The sequence below is a fragment of the Modestobacter altitudinis genome, assembly GCF_005930475.1.
Lineage (GTDB): Bacteria > Actinomycetota > Actinomycetes > Mycobacteriales > Geodermatophilaceae > Modestobacter > Modestobacter altitudinis.
On record NZ_SJEW01000009.1, the window covers coordinates 1 to 20,585 of the forward strand.

Genomic DNA, 20,585 nt, shown 5'->3' on the forward strand with positions numbered 1-20,585 from the left:
GATGGGGGTCGGCGCGGGCGTGCCGGTCGGGGCGCTGGTCGGTGTCGGGGTCGCCGTCGGCGTCGACTCCCTGGTGGGGGTCGCCGCACCGGTGACGCCGCCTGGCCGCGGTCGGACGCCGCTCGCCCGCACCGGCGTGCCGGCCGTGGGGACCGCCGCGTCGACCGTGGCGGGAGCCGTGGCGGCGGCCGCGGGGAGCAGGACCGGGACGTCGGCCGGGGTGGTCGCCCCCGTGGTCGCCCCCGTGGTCGCCCTCGTGGTCGCCCGGCTGGTGGCGCTGGGGGCCGCCGGCGTCACCGGAGCGGTGGTCACTGCGGGTTCGGTGGTGATGGCAGGCAGCTCGGCGGGTGGGACCACCGCCGACGGGGCGGCCGGCTGCTCGGTGCGCCGCGGCGCGACGGGGACCGTTGCGGTGGTCGGCGCGGCGGTGGCCGCCTGGCGCTCCGACGCCGCCACCTCGGCTCCGTCGCCGGACGAGGTGGTGGTGAAGGCGAAGCCCGCCAGCAGCCCCGCGACGAGCAGCACGGCCAGCGGGAGCAGCAGCCGCCTGCGCAGCCGCCCGGGTGGGGGCGCGGCACGGACGACGGGGACGTCGGGCACCGCGTCGTCCACCACGGTCGTGTCTGCGGTCGTGTCTGCGGTCGTGTCTGCGGTCGTGTCTGCGGCGAGGAGCTCGACGGGCGGGAACTCGACCGGCACCGGCTCGACCGGCACCGGCTCGACCGTCGGGGCCGCGGGGAGCGAGGACGCCGACCGCTCGGCGAGCGCCTCCCCGGCGCGGATGGCCTCCTGCCAGGCGGCCAGCTGGGCCGCGGCCTGCGCGTCGGCGGCACGCTGGGCGGCCAGTTCCTCCTCGCGCAGCTCGGCGAGGGCGGCCTCGAGGCGGGTCGGCAGCGGCCCGGCGGCGGCCTCCGGCGGGTCGTCGGTCTGGGCGCGGGGGTCGAGGCGGGGTGGCAGCTCGGGATGGACCCACTGGGGCAGCCAGGCCTCGTCCCAGGGCTCGTCGGGCATCGGCTGGGTGAGGAACTGGTCCGCGGGGCTCGCCGGGGCCACGGCCTCCTGCGGCGCCCCGGTGCTGTCCTCGTCCGGTCGCTCCGCAGCCACAGCCCGCTCCTCCCCGGCACCCTCCCGCCGACCACCTGTCGTGGTCGAGCCGGCCAGCGCGCCCGACCAGCCATGCTGCCGGACGCATCGACCCGCCCCGGGCAGGCGCGGCGTGGTCAGCCGGTCACACCCCGCTGGGGCTCTCCGGAGCCACATCCGTCCCACCGGCGACGGGCGGACGCACCGCCGCGGTGAGGTCGGCGTGCTGCTGCACCCACGCGTGCATGGCGATGCCGGCCGCCACCCCGGCGTTCAGCGACCGCGTCGAGCCGAACTGGGCGATGGACACCGTCATCGCGGCTCCCTCCCGTGCGGCCGCCGACAGCCCCGGGCCCTCCTGGCCGAAGAGGAGCAGCGAGCGCCGCGGGAGCTCGACCGTCTCCAGCGGGACGGCGTCCGGGCCGTTGTCCACGGCGACGACCACGAGCCCCTCGGCCGCAGCGGACCCCAGCAACCCGGCGACGTCGGGGTGGTGGCGCAGGTGCTGGTAGCGGTCGGTGACCATCGCCCCGCGCCGGTTCCACCGGCGCCGGCCGACGACGTGCACCTCGGCGGCGAGGAAGGCGTTGGCGGTGCGCACGACGGTGCCGATGTTGAGGTCGTGCGCGAAGTTCTCGATCGCCACGTGGAAGGGGTGCCGGCGGCTGTCCAGGTCCGCGACGATCGCCTCGAGGGTCCAGTAGCGGTACCGGTCGACGACGTTGCGGCGGTCCCCCTCGGCGAGCAGGTGCCGGTCGTACCGCGGGTCCTCCGGCCACGGGCCGTTCCAGGGGCCGACCCCGACGGAGCTGCCCCACTCGGTGGGGCCGGGTCCCGCGTCGTCCGTCGTCATCGCCCCGGCATGCTGTCACGCCGGGCGGTGCGGTTGGGTCGGAGAGGTGGAGGACCAGACGATCGGCCCGCTGCTGCACCTGACGACGGACGCCGAGTGGCGGGCGGCGCTGGGCACCGGCGCGGTGACCCCTCCGTCGTTGGCCGAGGTGGGGTTCGTGCACCTGTCGACGCCGGCACAGGTGCACCTGCCCGCCCAGCGGCTCTTCCCCGGTCGACGCGACGTCGTCGTGCTGGTGGTCGATCCGGCACGGCTGCCCGCCCCGGTGCGGTTCGAACCCGGGGTCCCGGGCGACCCGGCGAGCATGCGGTTCCCGCACCTGTACGGCCCGCTGCCGACCGCCGCGGTGGTCGCCGTCGTCCCCTGGCAGCTCGGGACGCCGCTGCAACTCCCCGGGCTGCCGACCTGACGGAACGGGCTAGCTGGGGGCGATGAGCGAGAGCGCGAGGTAGGCGACGACCGCGGACGGGAGCAGCGAGTCCATCCGGTCCATCAGACCGCCGTGGCCGGGCAGCAGGTTGCCCATGTCCTTGATCCCCAGGTCGCGCTTGATCAGCGACTCCGCCAGGTCGCCCAGGGTCGCCGTCAGTGCGATCGCGACGCCGTACAGCGCGCCGCCCCACCAGGGGGCGTGGAAGGTCAGCGTGGCCAGCAGCGTCCCGATCAGCACGCACGCGGTGATCGACCCGGCCAGCCCCTCCCAGGACTTCTTCGGGCTGATCGACGGTGCCATCGGGTGCTTGCCGAACAGGACCCCGGCCGCGAACCCGCCGACGTCGCTGCAGACCACCGTGGCGATGAAGGCGAGCACCCGGGCGGCGCCGTCGTCCGGGACGAGCAGCAGCACCGCGAACCCGGCGAGCAGCGGGACGTACAAGGCGACGAGGACCGCGGCCGAGGCATCGCGCAGGTAGCCGACGGGGCCCTGGCCGAGCCGCCACAGCAGGACGGCGAAGACGGTGAGCAGGAAGGCGACGACCAGTCCGGACGGCCCGCGGGCCCAGGCGAGCGCCAGCATCGCGAGCGCGCCGACCAGCACCGGTGTCCGGGGCGGGCGGTGACCGCCCCGGACCAGGGCGCCGGTGAGCTCCACGATGCTGATCAGCACGGCGGCGGTGAGGACCAGCAGGAACGCCGGACGCCAGATGAGCAGCGCGGCCAGGATGACCGCGCCCAGCCCGAGCCCGACCCCGATCGCCGAGGCCATGTCGCGGCCGGCGCGGCCGGTGGCCCGGGGTGCGCCGGTGGGGGTGTCGATCGGGTCCACCCCGGTCGCCTCCGCGCCCAGGGCGTCCGGGACGGCGGTCAGCGGCGGGTCGGCGGGGTCGTCAGCGGCCGGGACGCGCTCGGCACCGGACGCGTTCCCGGCGGCTCCCCACTGCAGACCGACGGTCTCCGGCCCCTGCCCCGGCGGCCGGTGCTGCGACCCCTGCCCCGGGACCGGCGGACGGGGCGGCGGCGGTGGCACCGGCGGCTGCCCGATGCGGAGCACCGGACCGGCGTCGTCGGCGTCTGCGTCGAAGACCCCGGCCCGGCCGCGGGGACGCTCGCGCCCCGAGCCGGTGGGCTCGGGGCGGTGCGGGCGGCGGGGCATGCCGAGGGGTCCGGGTCGGATCAGACGTCGAGGAGCTCGGTCTCCTTGTTCTTCATCGCCTCGTCGATGGCGCCGACGTGGGTGGCGGTGAGGTCGTCGAGCTCCTTCTCCGCACGCCGCACGTCGTCCTCGCCGGCCTCGCCGTCCTTGGAGATGCGGTCCAGCTCCTCCTTGGAGCGCCGCCGGATGTTCCGGATGGCGACCTTGGCGTCCTCGCCCTTGGACCGGGCGACCTTGACCAGGTCACGGCGCCGGTCCTCGGTGAGCTGCGGGAAGACGACGCGGATCAGTGACCCGTCGTTGGTCGGGTTCACGCCGAGGTCGGAGTCCCGGATCGCCCGCTCGATCGCCTGCAGCTGCCCGGCGTCATAGGGCTTGATGACCGCCATCCGGGCCTCGGGGATGGTGATGGAGGCCATCTGCGGGATGGGGGTGTAGGCGCCGTAGTAGTCGACGACGATCTTGTTGAACATCGACGGGGCGGCACGGCCGGTGCGGACGGAACCGAGGTCCTCGCGGGCGACCGACAGGGCCTTGTCCATCCGCTCCTCGGCGTCGAGCAGGGTGTCGTCGATCACGGTCATCTCCTCCTGCGGCAGTGCCGCCGTGCTGGCCGGTGGGTGTGCGGTGGTACGGGTGCGGACGGGGCCGGCGACCTCGTCCGTACCCACAGCCGGTCGGGTCAGACCGACTGGCTGATCAACGTGCCGATCTTCTCACCTGCGACGGCCCGGGCGATGTTGCCGTCCTGCAGCAGGTTGAACACGACGATGGGCATCTTGTTGTCCATGCACAGGCTGATCGCCGTCGCGTCGGCGACCTTCAGCTGCTTGGCCAGCACCGTCGCGTAGTCCAGGTCGGTGTACAGCGTGGCGTCGGGGTTGGTCCGCGGGTCGTCGTCGTAGACGCCGTCGACGCCGTTCTTGGCCATCAGCAGGACCTGGCAGCCGATCTCCAGCGCCCGCTGCGCGGCGACGGTGTCGGTGGAGAAGTACGGCATGCCGGCGCCGGCCCCGAAGATCACCAGCCGGCCCTTCTCCAGGTGCCGCACGGCCTTGCGGGGGATGTAGGGCTCGGCGACCTGGCCCATCGTGATCGCGGTCTGCACGCGGGTCTCCAGACCCACCTGCTCGCAGAAGGCCTGCAGGGCCAGCGCGTTCATGACGGTGCCGAGCATGCCCATGTAGTCGGCGTGCCGGCGGTCCATGCCCGCGTCGGCCAACTCGGCGCCACGGAAGAAGTTGCCACCCCCGACGACGACGGCGACCTGGGTGCCGCCGTGCACCACCTCGGCGAGCTGCTCGGCGATGCGGTGCACGATGCCGCCGTCGACCCCCACGCTGCCGCCACCGAAGGCCTCACCGGAGAGCTTGAGCAGCACCCGGCGGTAGCCGCTGCCATCGGTCGGGGCGGAGGCGGCCGGTGCGAACAGCAGGCCCTCCGGGTTGCTGCCAGCGGTCGTGTCGCTCACGTGGAGGGTCCCTCGGTTCGATGTCGTCGTGGGTGGATCCTGCCCCATCCGCCCCGCGGCTTCCTCCGCACCGGCGTCCGGACAGGCCACCGGCCCCCTCCCGGTGCGGGAAGGGGCCGGAGTGACGTGCTGGTCCTGCGTCAGGCCTGGCCGACCTCGAAGCGGACGAACCGCTCGACGGTCAGGCCGGCGTCACCGATGACCTGCTGCACGGTGCGCTTGGGCTCGGTGATCGAGGGCTGCTCCAGCAGGACGAAGTCCTTGTAGTAGGCGTTGACCCGACCGTCGACGATCCGGCTGATCGCCTGCTCGGGCTTGCCCTCCTCCTTCGCGGTCTGCTCGGCGACCCGGCGCTCGGTCTCCACCGCCTCGGCGGGGACCTCCTCGCGGGTCAGGTAGCGCGGACGGGCCGCGGCGACGTGCATCGCCAGCGAGCGGGCCGCGTCGGCGTCACCACCGGTGTACTGCACGGCGACGCCGATGGCCGGGGGCAGGTCGGTGGCCCGCTTGTGCAGGTAGACCGCCGTGGTGCCCTCGAAGACGGCGAAGCGGGACAGCACCAGCTTCTCGCCGATCCGGGCCGACTCGCTCTCGACCAGGGCGGCGACCGTCTGGCCGTCGACCTGGGCGGCCAGCAGCGCGTCCACGTCGGCCGGCTTCTCGGCCAGCACGACGTCGAGCAGGCGCTCGGCCAGCTTCACGAAGTCGGCGTTCTTGGCGACGAAGTCGGTCTCGCAGTCGAGCTCGAGCAGCGCGCCGTCCCGGCTGACGACGACGCCGTTGGTCGTCGAGCGCTCGAGGCGCTTGCCGACGTCCTTGGCGCCCTTGACGCGGAGGAACTCGATGGCCTTGTCGTAGTCGCCATCGGCCTCGGTGAGGGCCTTCTTGGAGTCCATCATGCCGGCGCCGGTGGCGTCACGGAGACGCTTCACGTCGGCTGCGGTGAAGGCAGGCATGTCACTTCCTCTGGTGTGGGGTGCTGGTGTGCGGACGTGCGGCGGCGCCGCTCCCCGCCCGGCGGGCGATGGGGAGCGGCGCCGGTGAGGTTCAGCCGTTCTGGGCGCCCTGGGTGCCGGTGGAGGTGTCGCCGGTGGCGGGCACGCCTGCGACCGGGGCGATCTCCTCGGCCGTGACGGTGGCCGGCTCGGCCGGGGTCTCGGGCAGCTCGGTCGCCGTGGCCGGCGCAGCGGCGTCGACGGCCGGGGCCGCGTCGACGGGCGGGACCGCGTCGACGGCCGGGGCCGCGTCGCCACCGGTGAGCAGCTCGCGCTCCCAGTCGGCCAGCGGCTCGCCACCGCCGACGGCCGGGGTCTCGGCGCCGTCCTCGGTGCGACCGGCGTTGGCCTGGGCGGCCGAGCGGGCCATGAGGCCCTCCGCGACCGCGTCAGCGATGACGCGGGTCAGCAGCGCGGTGCTGCGGATGGCGTCGTCGTTGCCCGGGATCTTGTAGTCGACCTCGTCGGGGTCGCAGTTGGTGTCGAGGATCGCGACGACCGGGATGTTCAGCTTGCGAGCCTCGCCGACGGCGATGTGCTCCTTCTTGGTGTCCACGATCCAGACGGCGCTGGGCACCTTCTTCATGTCGCGGATGCCGCCGAGGGAGCGCTCGAGCTTGGCCTTCTCGCGGGAGAGGACCAGCTGCTCCTTCTTCGAGAGGCTGACCAGCGCGCCGGTCTGCTCGAGGTCCTCGAGCTCCTTGAGGCGCTCGAGCCGCTTGTAGACGGTCTGGAAGTTGGTGAGCATGCCGCCCAACCAGCGCTGGTTCACGTAGGGCATGCCGACCCGGGTCGCCTGCTCGGCGATGACCTCCTGCGCCTGGCGCTTGGTCCCGATGAACATGATCGAACCGCCGTGGGCGACGGTCTGCTTCACGAACTCGTAGGCCTGGTCGATGTAACCCAGCGTCTGCTGGATGTCGATGATGTAGATGCCGTTGCGCTCGGTGAAGATGAAGCGCTTCATCTTCGGGTTCCAGCGACGGGTCTGGTGACCGAAGTGGACCCCGCTGTCGAGCAGGTTCTTCATGCTGACGACTGCCACGTGGCGCCGCCCTTCTGTGCTCGTGCGCGGGCGACCGGAGGCCTGGGCCGCGCTGCTCGGTTGTCGCGACGGCCCCGGTGGGGCCGCCGCCCTGGTGTCCGGCCACGCCACCGAACCCGTCGTGAGAGGGGACCGAGGTGGCGACCGCCCCGCTGCAGCAGCGGGAGGAGGACACGCGAAGTCGATCCGTCGAGGACGGACCGCACCGGTGAGCATACCCGTTCCCGGCGCCTGCTCCGCCCGGGTCGTCCCCAGGCCGGTGCCCGGTCCACCACCGGCTCCCGGTGGCGCCGCGACGCCGCCGCCGAGGGCAGGGTCGTCGACGTGCTGCGCGCCCGCCTGCTGGTCTTCCTGATCGTCGTCGTCTCCCTCGTCGGCGGCTCGCCGGCCGCCTCGGCAGCTCCGGGGCTGTGGGGGTCGCCGCTGCCGGGCGACCTCGTCGTTCCCCGCGCGTTCGACCCGCCGCCGACGCCGTACGCGGCCGGCCACCGTGGTGCCGACCTGGCCGGTGCCGCCGGGACCCCGGTGCTCGCCGCCGGTGCGGGGGTCGTGGCGTTCGCCGGGATGGTCGCCGGGCGTCCGGTGGTGAGCGTCGCGCACGCCGGCGGGCTCCGGACGACCTACGAGCCGGTGCAGCCCGCGGTGGCGGCCGGCCAGGCGGTCGCCCGCGGGACGCCGCTGGGGGTGCTGGTCGACGGCCATCCCGGGTGCACCGCCCAGGCGTGCCTGCACTGGGGGCTGCGTCGCGGCGACGTCTACCTGGACCCGTTGTCGCTGCTGCGGCCGCCCAGGGTCCGGCTGCTGCCGTGGCACTGACCGGACGGCGCGGCCGCCCACTACCGTCCGGGCGTGCGCTGGCGACGGAAGCAGACCCCGCAACCCGAGACACCCACGTCCCCGGAGGCGGCCGGTGCAGAGGCGGCCGGCGCGGAGGTCGCCGGGCCGCCGGACGACGCCCAGGTGCTGGACGACCTGCGGCGGGTCGTCGACCGGTTCGGCTGGGCGGTGCTGCACGGCGGCGGGAGCGGGCCGGGCGACCCGCGCTGGTCCCACACCGTGGGGCTTGCCGGCCTGGGGCACCCCGAGGTCATCGTCGTCGGGCTGCCGTTCGAGGCCGCCGAGACCTACCTCAACCTCGTGGGCGAGGCCGTCCGCGCGGGCGCCCGGTTCAGCCCCGGCGTGGTGACGACCGCCCTGACCGACGCCGACTCACCCGTGGTGTTCCTGCAGGTGGCCGACACCGACCGGTTGGCCGTGGCCGAGCAGTTCTCCGGCTCCGTGGACGCCCTGCAGCTGGTGTGGCCCGACTCGACCGGGAAGCTGCCGTGGGAGGAGGGCCACCGCAACCCGCCGCACGCCCAGCCGCTGCTGGGCCCCCGGCCGCAGGACTGAGCCGCTGCGCACCCTGTTCGCAGCAGCCTGCCGAGGCCACTGGTCCTCCGATGGGTCACCTCGACTGTCGTGGCCTCGCGGTCCAGGCGGTGCGCCGGTGATCGGCAGTCAGGCCCGAGCCGCGTCGCAGAGCGCGAGCACCATGTGCAGCCGACGATCAGCGACCTCCTGCAACGGGGGAAGGAGCAGTGTGGTGAGGCCCTCCTCCACCGCTGCTCCGTCCGGACGGGACCGGTCCCCGACCATGAGCGCGTCGCTCGCGTCCGCGCCCAGCGCCTCGAGGGTCCGCCGGAACATCAGCGGGTCGGGCTTCTGCACGCCCTGTTCACAGGACAACGTGAAGACGTCGACCAGGCCGGAGAGACCAGCTGCGTCGAACGCGGGACGCAGGTCGAAGTGAACGTCGCTGACCACCGCGATCTCGAGCCCGCGATCGCGGATCGCGCCCAGCGTCTCGGCGACATCGAGCGCGAAGGCGTTGTGTCGTGGGTCGGACTCGACCGAGTACAGCGCCTCCGCCAACTCACCGTCCAAGCCAGCGTCTGCGAACACGCTCATGTACGTCTTCCGGTGGAGTGCTGCGTCACTGTCCACACCGGGACCGTCCAGTCGGTCCTCATCGCCATTCGCTGCTCCGATCGCCGCGACGATCCTGTCGACGACGGCCGGCGCGGGATCGCATCTGACTTCCCGCAGTGCCTGTTCAACCCACTGGGTCTCGGTCAGCGTCGTGACGAGCGTTCCACGCCAGTCGAAGAGCACCGCGCGCGTCACAGAGCCACCGTACTGAGGCAGCCAGGCCGGGGCGGCTGCTCAACTGTGGTGTCCACCGACGCTCGTGCTCACGTGCGATGTCCATGGCTCGGCCAGGGTGTCCTGACACACCGGTCAGGCGATGTCGGCGAGCTTGCTGCGCAGGTGCAGCACGGCCTTGGTGTGCAGCTGGCAGATCCGGCTCTCGGTCACCCCGAGCACCCGGCCGATGTCGGCCAGTGTCAGGCCCTCGAAGTAGTAGAGGCTGACGACGACCTTCTCCCGCTCGGGGAGCTGCTCGACGGCGCGGGCCAGCAGCTGCCGGGCCTCACCGTGCTCGGCCATCGCCTGCGGGTCCAGCGCTGCGGTGTCCTTGAGGGTGTCGACCAGCCGCGGCGCGGAGCCGTCGTCGTCGACCAGCAGCTCGTCGAGGGCGACGACGTTGACCAGGGACAGCTGGCCGAGGAACTTGCGGATCTCCTCGACGTCCATGTCCATCTCGTCGGCGATCTCCTCGTCGGTCGGGCTGCGCTGGAGCTTGGCCTCCAGGGCGGCGACCGTGCGCTCGAACTGCCGCGCCTTCATCCGCACCGACCGCGGGATCCAGTCGGTCGAGCGGAGCTCGTCGATGATGGCGCCGCGGATGCGCGCCATCGCGTAGCTCTCGAACTTGATCTCCCGGGACGGCTCGAACCGGGTGATGGCGTCGATCAGCCCGAACGTCCCGTACGACACCAGGTCGGCCTGCTCGACGTGGGCGGGCAGGCCGCTGCCGACCCGGCCGGCGACGTACTTCACCAGCGGCGCGTAGTGCAGGATCAGCCGGTCGCGCAGGCCGGTGTCCCGCCCGTCGACGTATCGGGCCCACAGGTCCGCGATGAACGCGTCCGGGTCCTCGCTGGTCAGCCGGTCGACCGTCGCCTCAGACACGTGCACTCCCCCGCTCGACCACCAACAGCTTCTGCTCCAACGCCGTGCCCCTCATGCTCGCGGGTGTGCCTGGGCATGCACCGCACGCAACCGCTCGACGGTCACGTGGGTGTAGACCTGCGTCGTCGCGAGGCTAGCGTGACCCAGCAGCTCCTGGACGGTGCGGAGGTCAGCGCCGCCCTCCAGGACGTGCGTCGCCGCCGAGTGTCGCAGGCCGTGCGGGCCGACGTCGGGCACCCCCGGGGCAGCGGCCACTGCCGCGTGCACCACCCGGCGGGCCTCGCGGGCATCGAGCCGACCGCCACGCACGCCCAGCAGCAGGGCCGGCCCGCTGGTCGGGGTGGCCAGCACGGGGCGACCTGCGCTCAGCCACACCTCCAGGGCTGCCGCGGCCGGGGCGCCGTAGGGCACGCTGCGCTCCTTGCGGCCCTTGCCGAGCACCCGCAGCAGCCGCCGTCCCCGGTCCACGTCGTCGACGTCCAGACCGACCAGCTCCCCCACCCGGACGCCGCTGGCGTACAGCAGCTCGACGACCAGCACGTTGCGCAGCCGCAGGGCTGCCTCGGCCGGCTGCTCCGCCTCGGCCGGCGGCTGCGTCGCCTGGTCGAGGACCGCGCGCGCCTGGTCGGCACCGAGGACGCCGGGCAGGGTGCGGTGGGCGCGCGGGCTGGACAGCCGCAGGCCGACGTCCTCGGCCACCTGACCGCTGCGGCGCAGGTGCGCGGTGAAGGAGCGGGCCGAGGCGGCGTGGCGGGCGGTGGTCGACCTGCTGTCCCCGCGGGCGCGGCCCTGGGCGAGCCAGCTGCGCAGCGTCGCCAGGTCCAGGTCGGCGACCGTGCTCCCGCTCCGCCGGACGAGGTGGTCCAGCAGCGAGACGACGTCCCCGACGTACCCCCGGATGGTGTGCTCGGAGAGGTCCCGCTGCAGGCGCAGGTGCTCCTCCCAGCCGTCCAGCGACTCGGTGAGCGCGGGCGGCAGTGCCGCGCGCAGCTCAGCGGTCCCGGTGGCCATGGGCGCAGCCTCCGTCGGGAGCGGCTGCGGGTCAACGTGCCGCGCCGGGGACCGGTTGCGCGCAACAGCTCAGACGCGGTGCGGAGTCGTCGGACCCCTGCGCTCCACTGGTCACCTCCCCGCCGGTCGGCGGGCTCCTCGAGGAGTGCAGATGAGCGTCGAGTCGATCAACCCCGCCGGACTGCCGGTCCCCACGGCGTACGCGCAGCTGTCCGTGGCCAGCGGCTCCCGGACCGTCTACCTGTCCGGGCAGGTCGCGCGGGACGCAGCGGGTGAGCCCGTCGGGAACGGGGACCTCGCGGCCCAGGTGGAGCAGGCCTACCTCAACGTGGCCACCGCCGTCGGCTCGGTCGGTGGCAGCTTCGCGGACATCGCGAAGCTCACCGTCTACGTGGTCGACCACACCCCCGACAAGATGGCCGACCTGATGACCGGCGTCGGCCGGGTCGCCGAGCGCCTCGGGATCGACCCGATCAAGCCCATCACCCTGATCGGGGTCAGCGCGCTCGGCGAGCCGGACCTGCTCGTGGAGGTGGAGGCGGTGGCCGTCCTCCCCTGACCCGCTCACCGTGACGGCCGGCCGTCGGACGGGTCTCGGGCGATCCGCCAGCCGGTGCCGGTCCACTCCACCAGCCCGTGCACCTCGAGCACCGGCAGCACCCGCAGGACGTCGGCCACGTCGCAGCCGGCCACCGCGGCCAGCCGCTCCGGCGGCACACCGGTGCGCACCGGGCAGGCGTCCAGCACCCGGCGGGCGAGGTCGGACAACGAGTCGCGCGGAGACCCCGGCCGGGGCGGGGGCTCGGCGAGGTCCGTACCCAGGGACCCGACCACCTCGACCACCTCCGCCGCCGACGTCACCAGCCGCGCTCCTTGCTCGGTGTCGCGCAGCAGCTGGTGGCAGCCGACGCTCATCGCCGAGGTGACAGGACCGGGCACGGCCATCACCGCCTTGCCCAGGCCGTGGGCCCGGTTCGCGGTGGCCTGGGCGCCGGACCTCACGGCGGCCTCGACGACCACCGTGCCCCGGGAGAGCGCGGCGATCAGCCGGTTCCGCACCAGGAACCGGTGCGAGAGCGCCGCGCAGCCCGGCGGCCACTCACTGACCAGCGCCCCGTCGTCGAGGACCCGGGCGAACAGTGCCGAGTGCGCACCGGGGTAGGCCCGGTCGACGCCACAGGCCAGGACGGCGACGGTCGGTGCGCCGGCTGCGAGCGCGCCGCGGTGGGCAGCCGCGTCGATGCCGAAGGCCCCGCCGGAGACGGTCGTCCACCCGCGCTCCCCCAACCCGTGGGCGAGCTCCGCGGCGACGTGCTCCCCGTAGGCGGTGGAGGCCCGTGAGCCCACCAGCGCCACCGACCGGTCGACCAGCTCGTCCAGCGGCCGGTCGCCGCGCACCCACAACGCCACCGGGGGCACCAGGACCTTCGTCCGGTCCGGGAGGTCCCGCGGCTCGGTCGGCAGGCCGTGGGCGGCGAGCGTCAGGCAGTGCAGGGCGAACGCAGGCCACTCGTCGTCCTCCGGCACGACCAGCCGGGCGCCGCACCGGTCGGCACGCAGCAGGTCGTCCTGGCTGGCGTCCTCACCGGCCCGCCGGCCGGCGAGCGACTGGACCGCTGGGGGCGCGCTGCCCGACTGCAGCGCCTGCACCGCTGCCACCGGGCCCTCCCGCTCGACGAACCGCCAGAACGCCACCGAGCCCGGCTCCACCGCGCGGGACAGCCAGGCCCGCGCCAGCCGGACCTCCGGCTCCGCCGTCCCGGTCACGCCGCCACCCGCTGCAGGCGCATGCCGAGCGCCTCGGCGACCTGGTCGGGCCCGGGTGTGGCCAGACCCGCGAGGTCGGCGAGCGTCCAGGCGACCCGCAGCACCCGGTCGAACCCACGCACCGACAACGACCCCCGCTCCAGCGCCCGCTCGACGAGCGTCAGCGACCTCCGCGGCACCGACCAGCGGTCGCGGAGCAGGCGCCCGGGCACCTGGCTGTTGAGCGACAACCCGGTCCCGGCCATCCGCTCGGCCGCCGTGGCCCGCGCGGCACGCACCCGCGCCGCCACCGCCGACGTCGGCTCCGGTGGCTCCACCCCGTCCAGCCAGGCGGCCCGGGTGACCGGGGGAAGGGTCACCCGCAGGTCGATCCGGTCGAGCAGCGGCCCGGACAGCCGGGACTGGTAGCGGCGTCGCTCCAGCGCACTGCAGGTGCAGGCGGTGTCACCGGCTGCGCTCGCGCACGGGCAGGGGTTGGCCGCCAGGACCAGCTGTGCCCGGCAGGGGAACGTCGCCGACCCGCTGGCCCGGTGGATGGTCACCGACCCGCGCTCCAGCGGCTGGCGGAGCGTGTCCAGCACCGTCCGGGGGAACTCCGGTGCCTCGTCGAGGAACAGGACGCCCCGGTGCGCCCGGCACAGGGCGCCGGGCCGGATCTGCCCCGACCCGCCACCGACCAGCGCGGCCATCGTGGCCGAGTGGTGCGGGGACTCGAAGGTCGGCCGGGTGACCAGCGGCGCGCCCAGCGGCAGCGTGCCGGCGATCGAGGCGATCGCGGTCACCTCCAGGGCGGCCTGCTCGTCGAGCGGCGGCAGCAGCCCGGGCAGCCGCTCGGCCAGCATGGTCTTGCCCGCGCCGGGTGGACCGCTGAGGAAGAGGTGGTGCCCACCGGCCGCGGCCACCTCGACCGCCCGCCGTCCGGCGGCCTGCCCGACCACGTCGGCCAGGTCGGGACCGGGCGGCAGCGGAGCCGGCGCCGCCCGCACGTGCGCCGGGATCCGCGCCCGGCCGGCCAGGTGGGCGACGACCTGGCCGAGGGTGGCGGCGGCGAGCACCTCGATGCCCTCGACCAGGCCGGCCTCGTCGGCGTTGTCCTGCGGGACGACCACGCACCGGTGCCCGGCCCGGGCCGCGGCGAGCACCGCCGGGAGCACGCCCCGCACCGCACGCAGCGACCCGTCCAGGCCGAGCTCGCCGAGCAGCACCAGGTCACGGACGGACGCCGCGGGCAGCACCTCGGCCCCGGCGAGCACGGCGACGGCGAGCGCGAGGTCGAACCCGCTGCCCTGCTTGGGCATGGCCGCGGGCGAGAGCCCGATGGTCACCCGGCGCAGCGGGAAGTCGTGGCCGGTGTTGACCACGGCAGCACGCACCCGGTCCACCGACTGCCGCACCACCGCGTCGGGCAGCCCGACCAGCACCACCGTGGGCAGACCGGAGGCGAGGTCGACCTCCACCTCGACCATCGCACCCTGGACCCCGGCGAGCCCCACCGACCACGTCCGCGCGAGCGCCATCAGAACGCGTTCCGCAGGTGCGTGACGTGCGCGGGGCCGGATGTCGGGACGTGCACCCCGACGACGTCGAAGCGGAGGTCGGGCGCATGGTGGTCGTGAGCGGCGAGCCACGCCTGGGCCAGCCGCCGCAACCTCCGCCGCTTCGTCGCGGTGACCGCTTCGGCCGGCTGCCCGAACCCGGTGCCGGTGCGGGTCTTGACCTCGCAGAAGACCAGCGCGTCGCCGTCGCGGGCGACGACGTCGAGCTCACCCTCCCGGCAGCGCCAGTTGCGGCCGAGGACCTGCAGCCCGGCGTCGGTCAGCGCCCGGACGGCGACGCGCTCGCCGTAGGCGCCGAGCGCGGCGCGGTGGTCCGGCGGGGTGTTCTGCGGAGTCGGCACCCGTCGACCGTGCTGGGCGAGCAGGCCCCGGCACCAGAGCGCCGGCCCGGTTGTGGACGGAGCCCCGGCCTGTGGACGGCGTGGAGCGCGTCGCGCTCAGGACCGGTGAGGCTGCCGGGGTGGGCAGCCGACGACGATCAGGGCAGGCGGGGTTGCTCGGGCAGCTCGAGGTCGGGCTTGTCCAGCTCCTCGACGTTGACGTCCTTGAACGTCACCACCCGCACGTTCTTCACGAAGCGGGCCGGGCGGTACATGTCCCACACCCAGGCGTCGGAGAGCTTCAGCTCGAAGAACACCTCGCCCCCGGCGTCGCGGACCTGCAGGTCGACGCTGTTGGCCAGGTAGAAGCGCCGCTCGGTCTCCACCACGTAGGAGAACTGGCGGACGATGTCCTTGTACTCGCGATAGAGCTGCAGCTCCATCTCGGTCTCGTACTTCTCGAGGTCCTCGGTGCTCATCGCGCGTGCTCCATCGGTGCCGGGGACATCAGTGCTGGGTCGTCAGTGGTGGGACGTCAGTGCTGAGCCGTCAGTGCGGGGACGTCAGCCCTGCGGAGGTCGGGTTCCTGCCCATCATCGTGCATGCCGCCCCCGCCGGACAGGGCGACTCCACGCGCGGCGTGTGCCGCGCGGGCGCGGGCGACGTTGACGAACCGCATCCGGTGCTCCGGGCAGGGCCCGTGCTGGTCCAGGGCAGCGCTGTGCGCGTCGGTGATGTACCCCTTGTGCTCGGCGAACCCGTAGTGCGGGAACCGCTCGTGCAGCTCCAGCATCATCCGGTCCCGGCTGACCTTGGCCAGCACCGACGCAGCCGCCACGCACGCGGCGACCCGGTCGCCCTTCCACACCGCGAGCGACGGCTGGGACAGGCCGCTGACCGGGAAGCCGTCGGTCAGCACGTAGTCCGGCTCCACGTCCATGCCCCGCACGGCCCGCCGGAGCGCCTCGATGTTCGTCACGTGCATGCCCCGGGCGTCCAGGTCGCCGACCGGGATCGCCACGACCGACCAGGCCACGGCGCGGTCCAGCACCTCGGCGTAGACCTCGTCCCGGGTGGCCGGGGTGAGCAGCTTGGAGTCCGCGAGCCCGGGCACCCGGCCGCGGCGACCGGCGGGCAGCACGCAGGCAGCAGCGACCAGCGGACCGGCACAGGCGCCGCGACCGGCCTCGTCGGCGCCGGCGATCGCCGCGAAGCCCCGGCGGCGCAGTGAGCGTTCCATCGCCCAGAGGTCGTCGGGGGTCTCGTCGTCGGTCCGGCGCGAGCGGGGTGCAGCAGGAGCAGATCGAGCAGCCATCGCCTGCCGACCCTACGTCGGGCCGCCGACGGCCGGACCACCGCTCCACGGACGACCACGAGCCGATCCCCGGGGGAACGGGGACCGGCTCATGGCGGCCTGCGGGACGGCGTGCACCGCCCCGGCCGGCCCACCGGGACGGTCGTCCCGGCAGTGGGGGTCGGCCCGGGCGCCGGATGGCCAGGCGCCCGGGCCGACGAGGGTCCCGTCGGCTCAGCGGCCGGCGGTGGTCAGGGGGTGGGTGCTGCAGGTGCAGGTGCCACCGTTGCGGGCGGACAGGACGAGAGCTACTGCGTGGGCGCGGTCGCGGGCACCCAGCTTGCGCAGGATCGCCTTGACGTGGGACTTCACGGTGTCCTCGGAGATGAACAGCGCCTTGCCGATCGCCCGGTTGGACAGGCCCTGGACCAGCTCGTCGAGCACGTCGGACTCCCGGCGGGTCAGCGGCACCTCCGGGGTCAGCTCCCGCGACACCGGCACCTCCCCGGCCTCACCCCGGCGGATCTGCGGGTCCACCACGGTCCGCCCGGCCCGGGCGGCCAGCACCGCCCAGCCCAGCAGCGTCGGAGAGGTGTTCATCAGCAGGTAGCCGCGCACCCCCGCGGCCAGCGCCTCGTTGACCACGGCCGGGTCCTCGGCGGTGCCGACCGCGACGATGGCGATCTGGGGATAGCGGCGGCGCAGGTCCCGGCAGGCGTTCAACGTCGCCGCCCGGCCGGTGCCCAGCTCCACGATCACCGCGTCGGGGCGGGCGGTCTCGGCCAGGGTCAGCGCCCGCCGCGGCTCACCGGGGGTGCCCACCGCCTGCAGACCGGCGGTCTCGTTGACCATGCCGATCAGGCCACGGCGCAGGACCGGGGCGTCGGCGAGGATGAGGACGCGGGTCACGCCGCGGGTGGTGCCGGCCAGCGGGGTGGACACAGGTGACTCTCCGTTCGAGATCCGATGACGTGCTGTCATGGTCATCGGACGGGTGAACGGACTCCTTGAACTCCTCCGGCGAATTCGCTGCGACGGTGCGCGGCGCGGTCAGCCCGCGTCGGTCTCCCGACCCGGTCGGGTCTGCGCCGGCCGGCGGACCCGCCGCCACCCGGTGCGGGGAGGACGGCGCGACGGACCGGTCAGCCGGGCACCCCGGCGACGGCGTCGGCGGCGCACCGCGCTGATCGGCAACGCCCCTGCCAACCCCAGCGCGTAGGGGGCGGCGACGGCCGCGTCCCCGTGCACCCACGCCTCGGGTCGCACCGCCTGCGCCTCGGCCTGCTGCTGGATGTCTGGGCTGTCCAGCACGGTGAACCGGTCCAGCGGCCAGACGATGAGCGCGCCCTTGCCGATGACGTCGTCCACGGCGATGGTGCCGCTGTACTGGTCGCTGACGTGGCTGCGCGAGTCCGCCGACGCCGAGCGGTGGTCGCCCATCACCCAGAGCCGGCCGGCTGGCACGGTGACCGGGCCGAACTCGCGCCCGTTGGCCCCGCCCCCGAGCGGGGAGTCCTGGTAGATGTAGGGCTCGGTGAGCGGCTTCCCGTCGACGGTCACCCGGCCCTGCGCGTCGCAGCACTGCACGGTCTGCCCGGCGGTGGCGATGACCCGCTTGACGTAGTCGTCCTCGCTCGGCGGCGCCACCCCGATCGCCCGGCCCAGGCTCAGCAGCGCGCCGGAGACCCAGTTGCTGGGTTCGGCCACGGTGATCTCCGGGGACCAGGTGTCCGGTCCGCGGAACACCACGATGTCACCGGGCTCGGGCTCGCCGAACCAGTACGGGACCTTGTTCACCAGCACCCGGTCACCGGTGCAGCCGGTACATCCGTGGAGCGTCTGCTCCATCGAGCCGGAGGGGATGAAGAAGGCCTGGATCAGGAACGTCTTGACCAGCAGGGCCAGCACGAAGGCGATCACCAGGAGGACCGGCAGCTCACGCAGGAGCGAGCCCTTCTTGGCGGCCGTCGTGCCCCGGCGCCCGCGACGGCCGGCCGAGAGCGGCTCAGCGGCAGCAGCGCCCTCGCCGGCGGATGGGGTCACCGGCGCGCCGGACTCGTTCGTGGCGGACGGCCCGGGAGTGTCGGCGTCGGCAGGCTCACTGGGCCCGTGCGTGGTCATCGCCGATCAGCCTACGGTCCGCCGACGACCTGGCCCGCCGACCCGCCCGGCGCCTCCGACCGGACCGGCCCGTCCGGTGGAGTGCTCGGTGTCAGCGGGTGACGACGTCCCGCTTCTCCTTGATCTTGGCGGCCTTGCCGCGCAGCTCACGCAGGTAGTACAGCTTGGCCCGACGGACGTCGCCGCGGGTCAGCACCTCGATCTTCTCGACCACCGGGGTGTGCACCGGGAAGGTGCGCTCCACGCCGACGCCGAAGCTGACCTTGCGCACCGTGAAGGTCTCGCGGATGCCGCCACCCTGACGCCGGATGATGACGCCCTGGAAGACCTGGATGCGTGAGCGGTTGCCCTCGATGACCCGCACGTGCACCTTCACGGTGTCGCCGGGGCGGAACGTGGGGATGTCATCGCGCAGCGACGCAGCGTCGAGGGCGTCCAGGGTGTTCATCGCAGCAGTCCTCAGTCCTAGCGGGGAAACTCGTCTGTGGCACGGACAGCGGTCACCCGGGGTGTCCGTGCGGGGCGCTGCGCTCCGCTGCCCCAGGAGGGCAGCAGGCACCGTCGATGGGAACCGACGATCTGCAGCAGCTCTCTATTCTGCCACGACTTCAGTCGACGATGCGCGGCGGCCCGGCCCAGGGCCCCTCGAGCACGTCGGGGAGGACGGCCGCCAGCTCGCGGGGCGCGAACACCACGGCACCCGAGGCCACCTCCGCCAGCGTCCACCAGCGGTGCGGTTCGTCGTCGGCCAGCTCCTCGGCGGTGCGCCCGCTCGGGTCCACCTCGTGGTCGACGTCGCGCAGCACGAAGTAGGTCTCGCGGGAGTCGATGGTCTCGGCACCCCACGCGGTCAGGTGCCGGCGGAACCAGACCGGCCCCTCCAGGTCGGTCGACGCCACGCGCAGCCCGATCTCCTCGGCGAGTTCGCGGACGGCGGCCGACCGGAGGTCCTCGCCGGCCTCCACGCCGCCGCCGGGCGTGTACCACCACTGCACGCCCGTGCCCGGAGCCGGCGCGTGCCCCCGGGAGCCGAGCAGCAGCACGCGCTGCTGCCGGTCGAGGACCAGCACCCGGCTGCTCGGCCGCACCCGTGCCGGGCTCATGGCTGCGGATCGGCGTCCAGGGCGGCCCGGTCGCCGGCGTCCAACGCCCCGTCGGGCAGCGCGGCCAGCAGGTCGGGGCGACGGTCGGCGGTGCGGCGCAGCGACTGGACGCGACGCCACCGGGCGATCGCGGCGTGGTCGCCGGACAGCAGCACCGGGGGCACGTCGAGGTCCCGCCAGGCCGCCGGCCTGGTGTAGGAGGGGCCCTCGAGCAGCCCGTCGGCGTGCGAGTCGAACTCCACGGAGTCGGCGTTGCCGACCACGCCGGGGATCAGCCGGGTGACCGCCTCGACCATCACCAGCACGGCGGACTCACCGCCGGCCAGGACGTAGTCGCCGATGGAGACCTCGGACACCGGACCGGCACCGGCGGCCCAGTCCGCGACCCGCTGGTCGATCCCCTCGTACCGGCCGCAGGCGAAGACCAGCCCCGGCTCGGTCGCCCACTGCGCGGCCACCGCCTGGGTGAACGGCCGGCCGGCCGGGGTGGGGACCACCAGCCGGGTGCCGGGCGGCCGGACCGCCTCCAGCGCCCTCCCCCAGGGCTCGGGCCGCATGACCATGCCCGGACCGCCGCCGTAGGGGGCGTCGTCGACGGTGCGGTGGACGTCGTCGGTCCACTGCCGCAGGTCGTGCACGCCGACGGTGACCAGGCCACGCTGGGCGGCCTTGCCCAGCAGCGACTGCCCCAGCGGAGCGAGGTACTCGGGGAAGATCGTCAGGACGTCGATCCGGAACGTCACAGGTCGAGCAGCCCCTCGGGCGGGTCGACGACCAGCCGTCCGGCCGCCAGGTCGACCGTCGGCACGATGGCCGTGACGAACGGCACCAGCAGCTCGGCGCGGTCGGGGCGGCGGACGACGAGCAGCTCGGTGCCCTCGTGCCGCACCCCGGTGACCTCCCCGATCGGGGTGCCGTCGGGCAGCTCGGCGGCCAGCCCGACCAGCTGGTGGTCGTAGAAGGAGTCCGGGTCGTCCAGCTCGGGGAGCTTCTCGACCGGGACCAGCAGCATGGTGTTGCGCAGCTCGTCGGCCGCCTCGCGACCGGCGACCACCACGCCGTCCGGCCCGGCCAGGGTCAGCAGCAAGGTGCCGCTGTGCCAGCGGGCGGCTTCGACGGTGAGCGGGCCGCGGGCGGCCGGCTCGGTGAGCAGCGTGGCGCCGGGGGCGAACCGCAGGTCGGGGTCGTCGGTGCGGACCTCGACGGTCACCTGACCACGGACACCGTGGGGCCGGCCGATGCGGCCGACCACCACGGTGTCGGTGGACTGCGGGGTGGCGCCGGAGGCGCCGGGAGT

24 protein-coding genes and 1 pseudogene are annotated in these 20,585 nt (G+C 74.3%); 4 read left to right on the forward strand and 21 right to left on the reverse strand.

The features are described 5' to 3' along the window. Together FHL79_RS05270 and FHL79_RS05275 are read right to left on the reverse strand one after the other, a co-directional pair. Positions 1-1,104: pseudogene (locus FHL79_RS05270) on the reverse strand (hypothetical protein); the annotation flags it as partial. A gap of 124 nt (positions 1,105-1,228) precedes the next feature. Beyond that, complete coding sequence (locus tag FHL79_RS05275) at positions 1,229-1,936, reverse strand: TrmH family RNA methyltransferase (protein ID WP_138757584.1); 708 nt, start codon at positions 1,934-1,936, stop codon at positions 1,229-1,231. Positions 1,937-1,982: 46 nt separating this feature from the next. On the opposite strand from FHL79_RS05275, the gene FHL79_RS05280 reads away from it, so the two are divergent. Beyond that, the gene (locus FHL79_RS05280; RefSeq protein WP_138757585.1) at positions 1,983-2,345 is read left to right on the forward strand and encodes a DUF952 domain-containing protein; all 363 of its coding nucleotides are present in this window, start codon (positions 1,983-1,985) and stop codon (positions 2,343-2,345) included. 9 nt (positions 2,346-2,354) lie between these two features. Here the strand turns inward: FHL79_RS05280 and FHL79_RS05285 are convergent, their stop codons facing one another. From FHL79_RS05285 to rpsB, 5 genes are all read right to left on the reverse strand, one after another. Continuing rightward, positions 2,355-3,530 (reverse strand): phosphatidate cytidylyltransferase, encoded by a 1,176-nt coding sequence (locus FHL79_RS05285; RefSeq protein ID WP_138757586.1) that lies wholly within the window; start codon positions 3,528-3,530, stop codon positions 2,355-2,357. Positions 3,531-3,550: 20 nt separating this feature from the next. Then, on the reverse strand, positions 3,551-4,108 hold the full coding sequence (frr, locus tag FHL79_RS05290; protein WP_138734893.1) for a ribosome recycling factor: 558 nt from the start codon (positions 4,106-4,108) through the stop codon (positions 3,551-3,553). 104 nt (positions 4,109-4,212) lie between these two features. Beyond that, complete coding sequence (gene pyrH, locus FHL79_RS05295; RefSeq protein ID WP_439331122.1) at positions 4,213-5,001, reverse strand: UMP kinase; 789 nt, start codon at positions 4,999-5,001, stop codon at positions 4,213-4,215. A 140-nt stretch (positions 5,002-5,141) separates the two neighbouring features. Beyond that, positions 5,142-5,957 carry a translation elongation factor Ts gene (gene tsf, locus FHL79_RS05300; RefSeq protein WP_138757587.1) on the reverse strand — a complete coding sequence of 272 codons (816 nt, stop codon included), beginning with the start codon at positions 5,955-5,957 and terminating at the stop codon, positions 5,142-5,144. 91 nt (positions 5,958-6,048) lie between these two features. Beyond that, positions 6,049-7,041, reverse strand: coding sequence for a 30S ribosomal protein S2 (gene rpsB / locus FHL79_RS05305; protein WP_138757588.1), 993 nt, complete (start codon positions 7,039-7,041; stop codon positions 6,049-6,051). Positions 7,042-7,365: 324 nt separating this feature from the next. Here rpsB and FHL79_RS05310 point away from each other — a divergent pair, with 324 nt between their 5' ends. Together FHL79_RS05310 and FHL79_RS05315 are read left to right on the forward strand one after the other, a co-directional pair. After that, a complete protein-coding gene (locus FHL79_RS05310) occupies positions 7,366-7,857 on the forward strand; it encodes a M23 family metallopeptidase (protein ID WP_138757589.1) in 492 nt (163 codons plus the stop codon). 33 nt (positions 7,858-7,890) lie between these two features. Then, entirely contained in the window at positions 7,891-8,433 is a 543-nt protein-coding gene (locus FHL79_RS05315; protein ID WP_138757590.1) for a DUF4262 domain-containing protein, read from the forward strand. A gap of 108 nt (positions 8,434-8,541) precedes the next feature. Here FHL79_RS05315 and FHL79_RS05320 read toward each other — a convergent pair whose 3' ends face one another. The 3 genes from FHL79_RS05320 to FHL79_RS05330 all read right to left on the reverse strand — a co-directional run bounded on the left by FHL79_RS05320 (position 8,542) and on the right by FHL79_RS05330 (position 11,127). Next, positions 8,542-9,207 carry an HAD family hydrolase gene (locus tag FHL79_RS05320; protein WP_138757591.1) on the reverse strand — a complete coding sequence of 222 codons (666 nt, stop codon included), beginning with the start codon at positions 9,205-9,207 and terminating at the stop codon, positions 8,542-8,544. Between the two features lie 114 nt (positions 9,208-9,321). Continuing rightward, positions 9,322-10,116: an RNA polymerase sigma factor WhiG gene (whiG, locus tag FHL79_RS05325; RefSeq protein WP_138757592.1), complete on the reverse strand. Its 795-nt coding sequence runs from the start codon at positions 10,114-10,116 to the stop codon at positions 9,322-9,324. Positions 10,117-10,167: 51 nt separating this feature from the next. Next, positions 10,168-11,127 (reverse strand): tyrosine recombinase XerC, encoded by a 960-nt coding sequence (locus FHL79_RS05330; RefSeq protein WP_138757593.1) that lies wholly within the window; start codon positions 11,125-11,127, stop codon positions 10,168-10,170. A 151-nt stretch (positions 11,128-11,278) separates the two neighbouring features. On the opposite strand from FHL79_RS05330, the gene FHL79_RS05335 reads away from it, so the two are divergent. After that, a complete protein-coding gene (locus tag FHL79_RS05335) occupies positions 11,279-11,686 on the forward strand; it encodes a RidA family protein (protein ID WP_138757594.1) in 408 nt (135 codons plus the stop codon). Between the two features lie 5 nt (positions 11,687-11,691). Here FHL79_RS05335 and dprA read toward each other — a convergent pair whose 3' ends face one another. The 11 genes from dprA to rimM form a co-directional block, all read right to left on the reverse strand. Next, complete coding sequence (gene dprA / locus FHL79_RS05340; RefSeq protein ID WP_138757595.1) at positions 11,692-12,894, reverse strand: DNA-processing protein DprA; 1,203 nt, start codon at positions 12,892-12,894, stop codon at positions 11,692-11,694. Beyond that, positions 12,891-14,411, reverse strand: coding sequence for a YifB family Mg chelatase-like AAA ATPase (locus FHL79_RS05345; RefSeq protein WP_138757596.1), 1,521 nt, complete (start codon positions 14,409-14,411; stop codon positions 12,891-12,893). Before FHL79_RS05345 ends, dprA begins: the two co-directional genes overlap by 4 nt. After that, positions 14,411-14,791: a YraN family protein gene (locus tag FHL79_RS05350; RefSeq protein WP_138757597.1), complete on the reverse strand. Its 381-nt coding sequence runs from the start codon at positions 14,789-14,791 to the stop codon at positions 14,411-14,413. Before FHL79_RS05350 ends, FHL79_RS05345 begins: the two co-directional genes overlap by 1 nt. A 137-nt stretch (positions 14,792-14,928) precedes the next feature. Then, positions 14,929-15,249: a DUF2469 domain-containing protein gene (locus FHL79_RS05355; RefSeq protein ID WP_014742360.1), complete on the reverse strand. Its 321-nt coding sequence runs from the start codon at positions 15,247-15,249 to the stop codon at positions 14,929-14,931. Between the two features lie 56 nt (positions 15,250-15,305). Beyond that, a complete protein-coding gene (locus FHL79_RS05360; RefSeq protein WP_138757598.1) occupies positions 15,306-16,085 on the reverse strand; it encodes a ribonuclease HII in 780 nt (259 codons plus the stop codon). Positions 16,086-16,298: 213 nt separating this feature from the next. Next, positions 16,299-17,006 carry a response regulator transcription factor gene (locus FHL79_RS05365; protein WP_138757599.1) on the reverse strand — a complete coding sequence of 236 codons (708 nt, stop codon included), beginning with the start codon at positions 17,004-17,006 and terminating at the stop codon, positions 16,299-16,301. Between the two features lie 108 nt (positions 17,007-17,114). Further along, positions 17,115-18,185: a signal peptidase I gene (gene lepB, locus FHL79_RS05370; protein ID WP_138757600.1), complete on the reverse strand. Its 1,071-nt coding sequence runs from the start codon at positions 18,183-18,185 to the stop codon at positions 17,115-17,117. 91 nt (positions 18,186-18,276) lie between these two features. Next, positions 18,277-18,633: a 50S ribosomal protein L19 gene (gene rplS, locus FHL79_RS05375; RefSeq protein WP_138734904.1), complete on the reverse strand. Its 357-nt coding sequence runs from the start codon at positions 18,631-18,633 to the stop codon at positions 18,277-18,279. A gap of 160 nt (positions 18,634-18,793) precedes the next feature. Further along, positions 18,794-19,288: an NUDIX hydrolase gene (locus FHL79_RS05380; protein WP_138757601.1), complete on the reverse strand. Its 495-nt coding sequence runs from the start codon at positions 19,286-19,288 to the stop codon at positions 18,794-18,796. Continuing rightward, positions 19,285-20,031: a tRNA (guanosine(37)-N1)-methyltransferase TrmD gene (trmD, locus tag FHL79_RS05385; RefSeq protein WP_138757602.1), complete on the reverse strand. Its 747-nt coding sequence runs from the start codon at positions 20,029-20,031 to the stop codon at positions 19,285-19,287. The genes FHL79_RS05380 and trmD overlap by 4 nt, the downstream gene beginning before the upstream one ends. After that, positions 20,028-20,543, reverse strand: coding sequence for a ribosome maturation factor RimM (rimM, locus tag FHL79_RS05390; RefSeq protein ID WP_138757603.1), 516 nt, complete (start codon positions 20,541-20,543; stop codon positions 20,028-20,030). Before rimM ends, trmD begins: the two co-directional genes overlap by 4 nt. Positions 20,544-20,585: the final 42 nt, after the last annotated feature.

Excerpts from the sequence above, each read along its gene's own strand:
- rplS (WP_138734904.1), bottom strand. The coding sequence starts at position 18,633 with ATGAACACCCTGGACGCCCTCGACGCTGCGTCGCTGCGCGATGACATC.
- FHL79_RS05355 (WP_014742360.1), bottom strand. The coding sequence starts at position 15,249 with ATGAGCACCGAGGACCTCGAGAAGTACGAGACCGAGATGGAGCTGCAG.
- FHL79_RS05345 (WP_138757596.1), bottom strand. The coding sequence starts at position 14,411 with ATGGCGCTCGCGCGGACGTGGTCGGTGGGGCTCGCCGGGGTCCAGGGT.
- FHL79_RS05335 (WP_138757594.1), top strand. The coding sequence starts at position 11,279 with ATGAGCGTCGAGTCGATCAACCCCGCCGGACTGCCGGTCCCCACGGCG.
- FHL79_RS05330 (WP_138757593.1), bottom strand. The coding sequence starts at position 11,127 with ATGGCCACCGGGACCGCTGAGCTGCGCGCGGCACTGCCGCCCGCGCTC.
- lepB (WP_138757600.1), bottom strand. The coding sequence starts at position 18,185 with ATGACCACGCACGGGCCCAGTGAGCCTGCCGACGCCGACACTCCCGGG.
- tsf (WP_138757587.1), bottom strand. The coding sequence starts at position 5,957 with ATGCCTGCCTTCACCGCAGCCGACGTGAAGCGTCTCCGTGACGCCACC.
- FHL79_RS05360 (WP_138757598.1), bottom strand. The coding sequence starts at position 16,085 with ATGGCTGCTCGATCTGCTCCTGCTGCACCCCGCTCGCGCCGGACCGAC.
- FHL79_RS05380 (WP_138757601.1), bottom strand. The coding sequence starts at position 19,288 with ATGAGCCCGGCACGGGTGCGGCCGAGCAGCCGGGTGCTGGTCCTCGAC.
- FHL79_RS05285 (WP_138757586.1), bottom strand. The coding sequence starts at position 3,530 with ATGCCCCGCCGCCCGCACCGCCCCGAGCCCACCGGCTCGGGGCGCGAG.
- FHL79_RS05275 (WP_138757584.1), bottom strand. The coding sequence starts at position 1,936 with ATGACGACGGACGACGCGGGACCCGGCCCCACCGAGTGGGGCAGCTCC.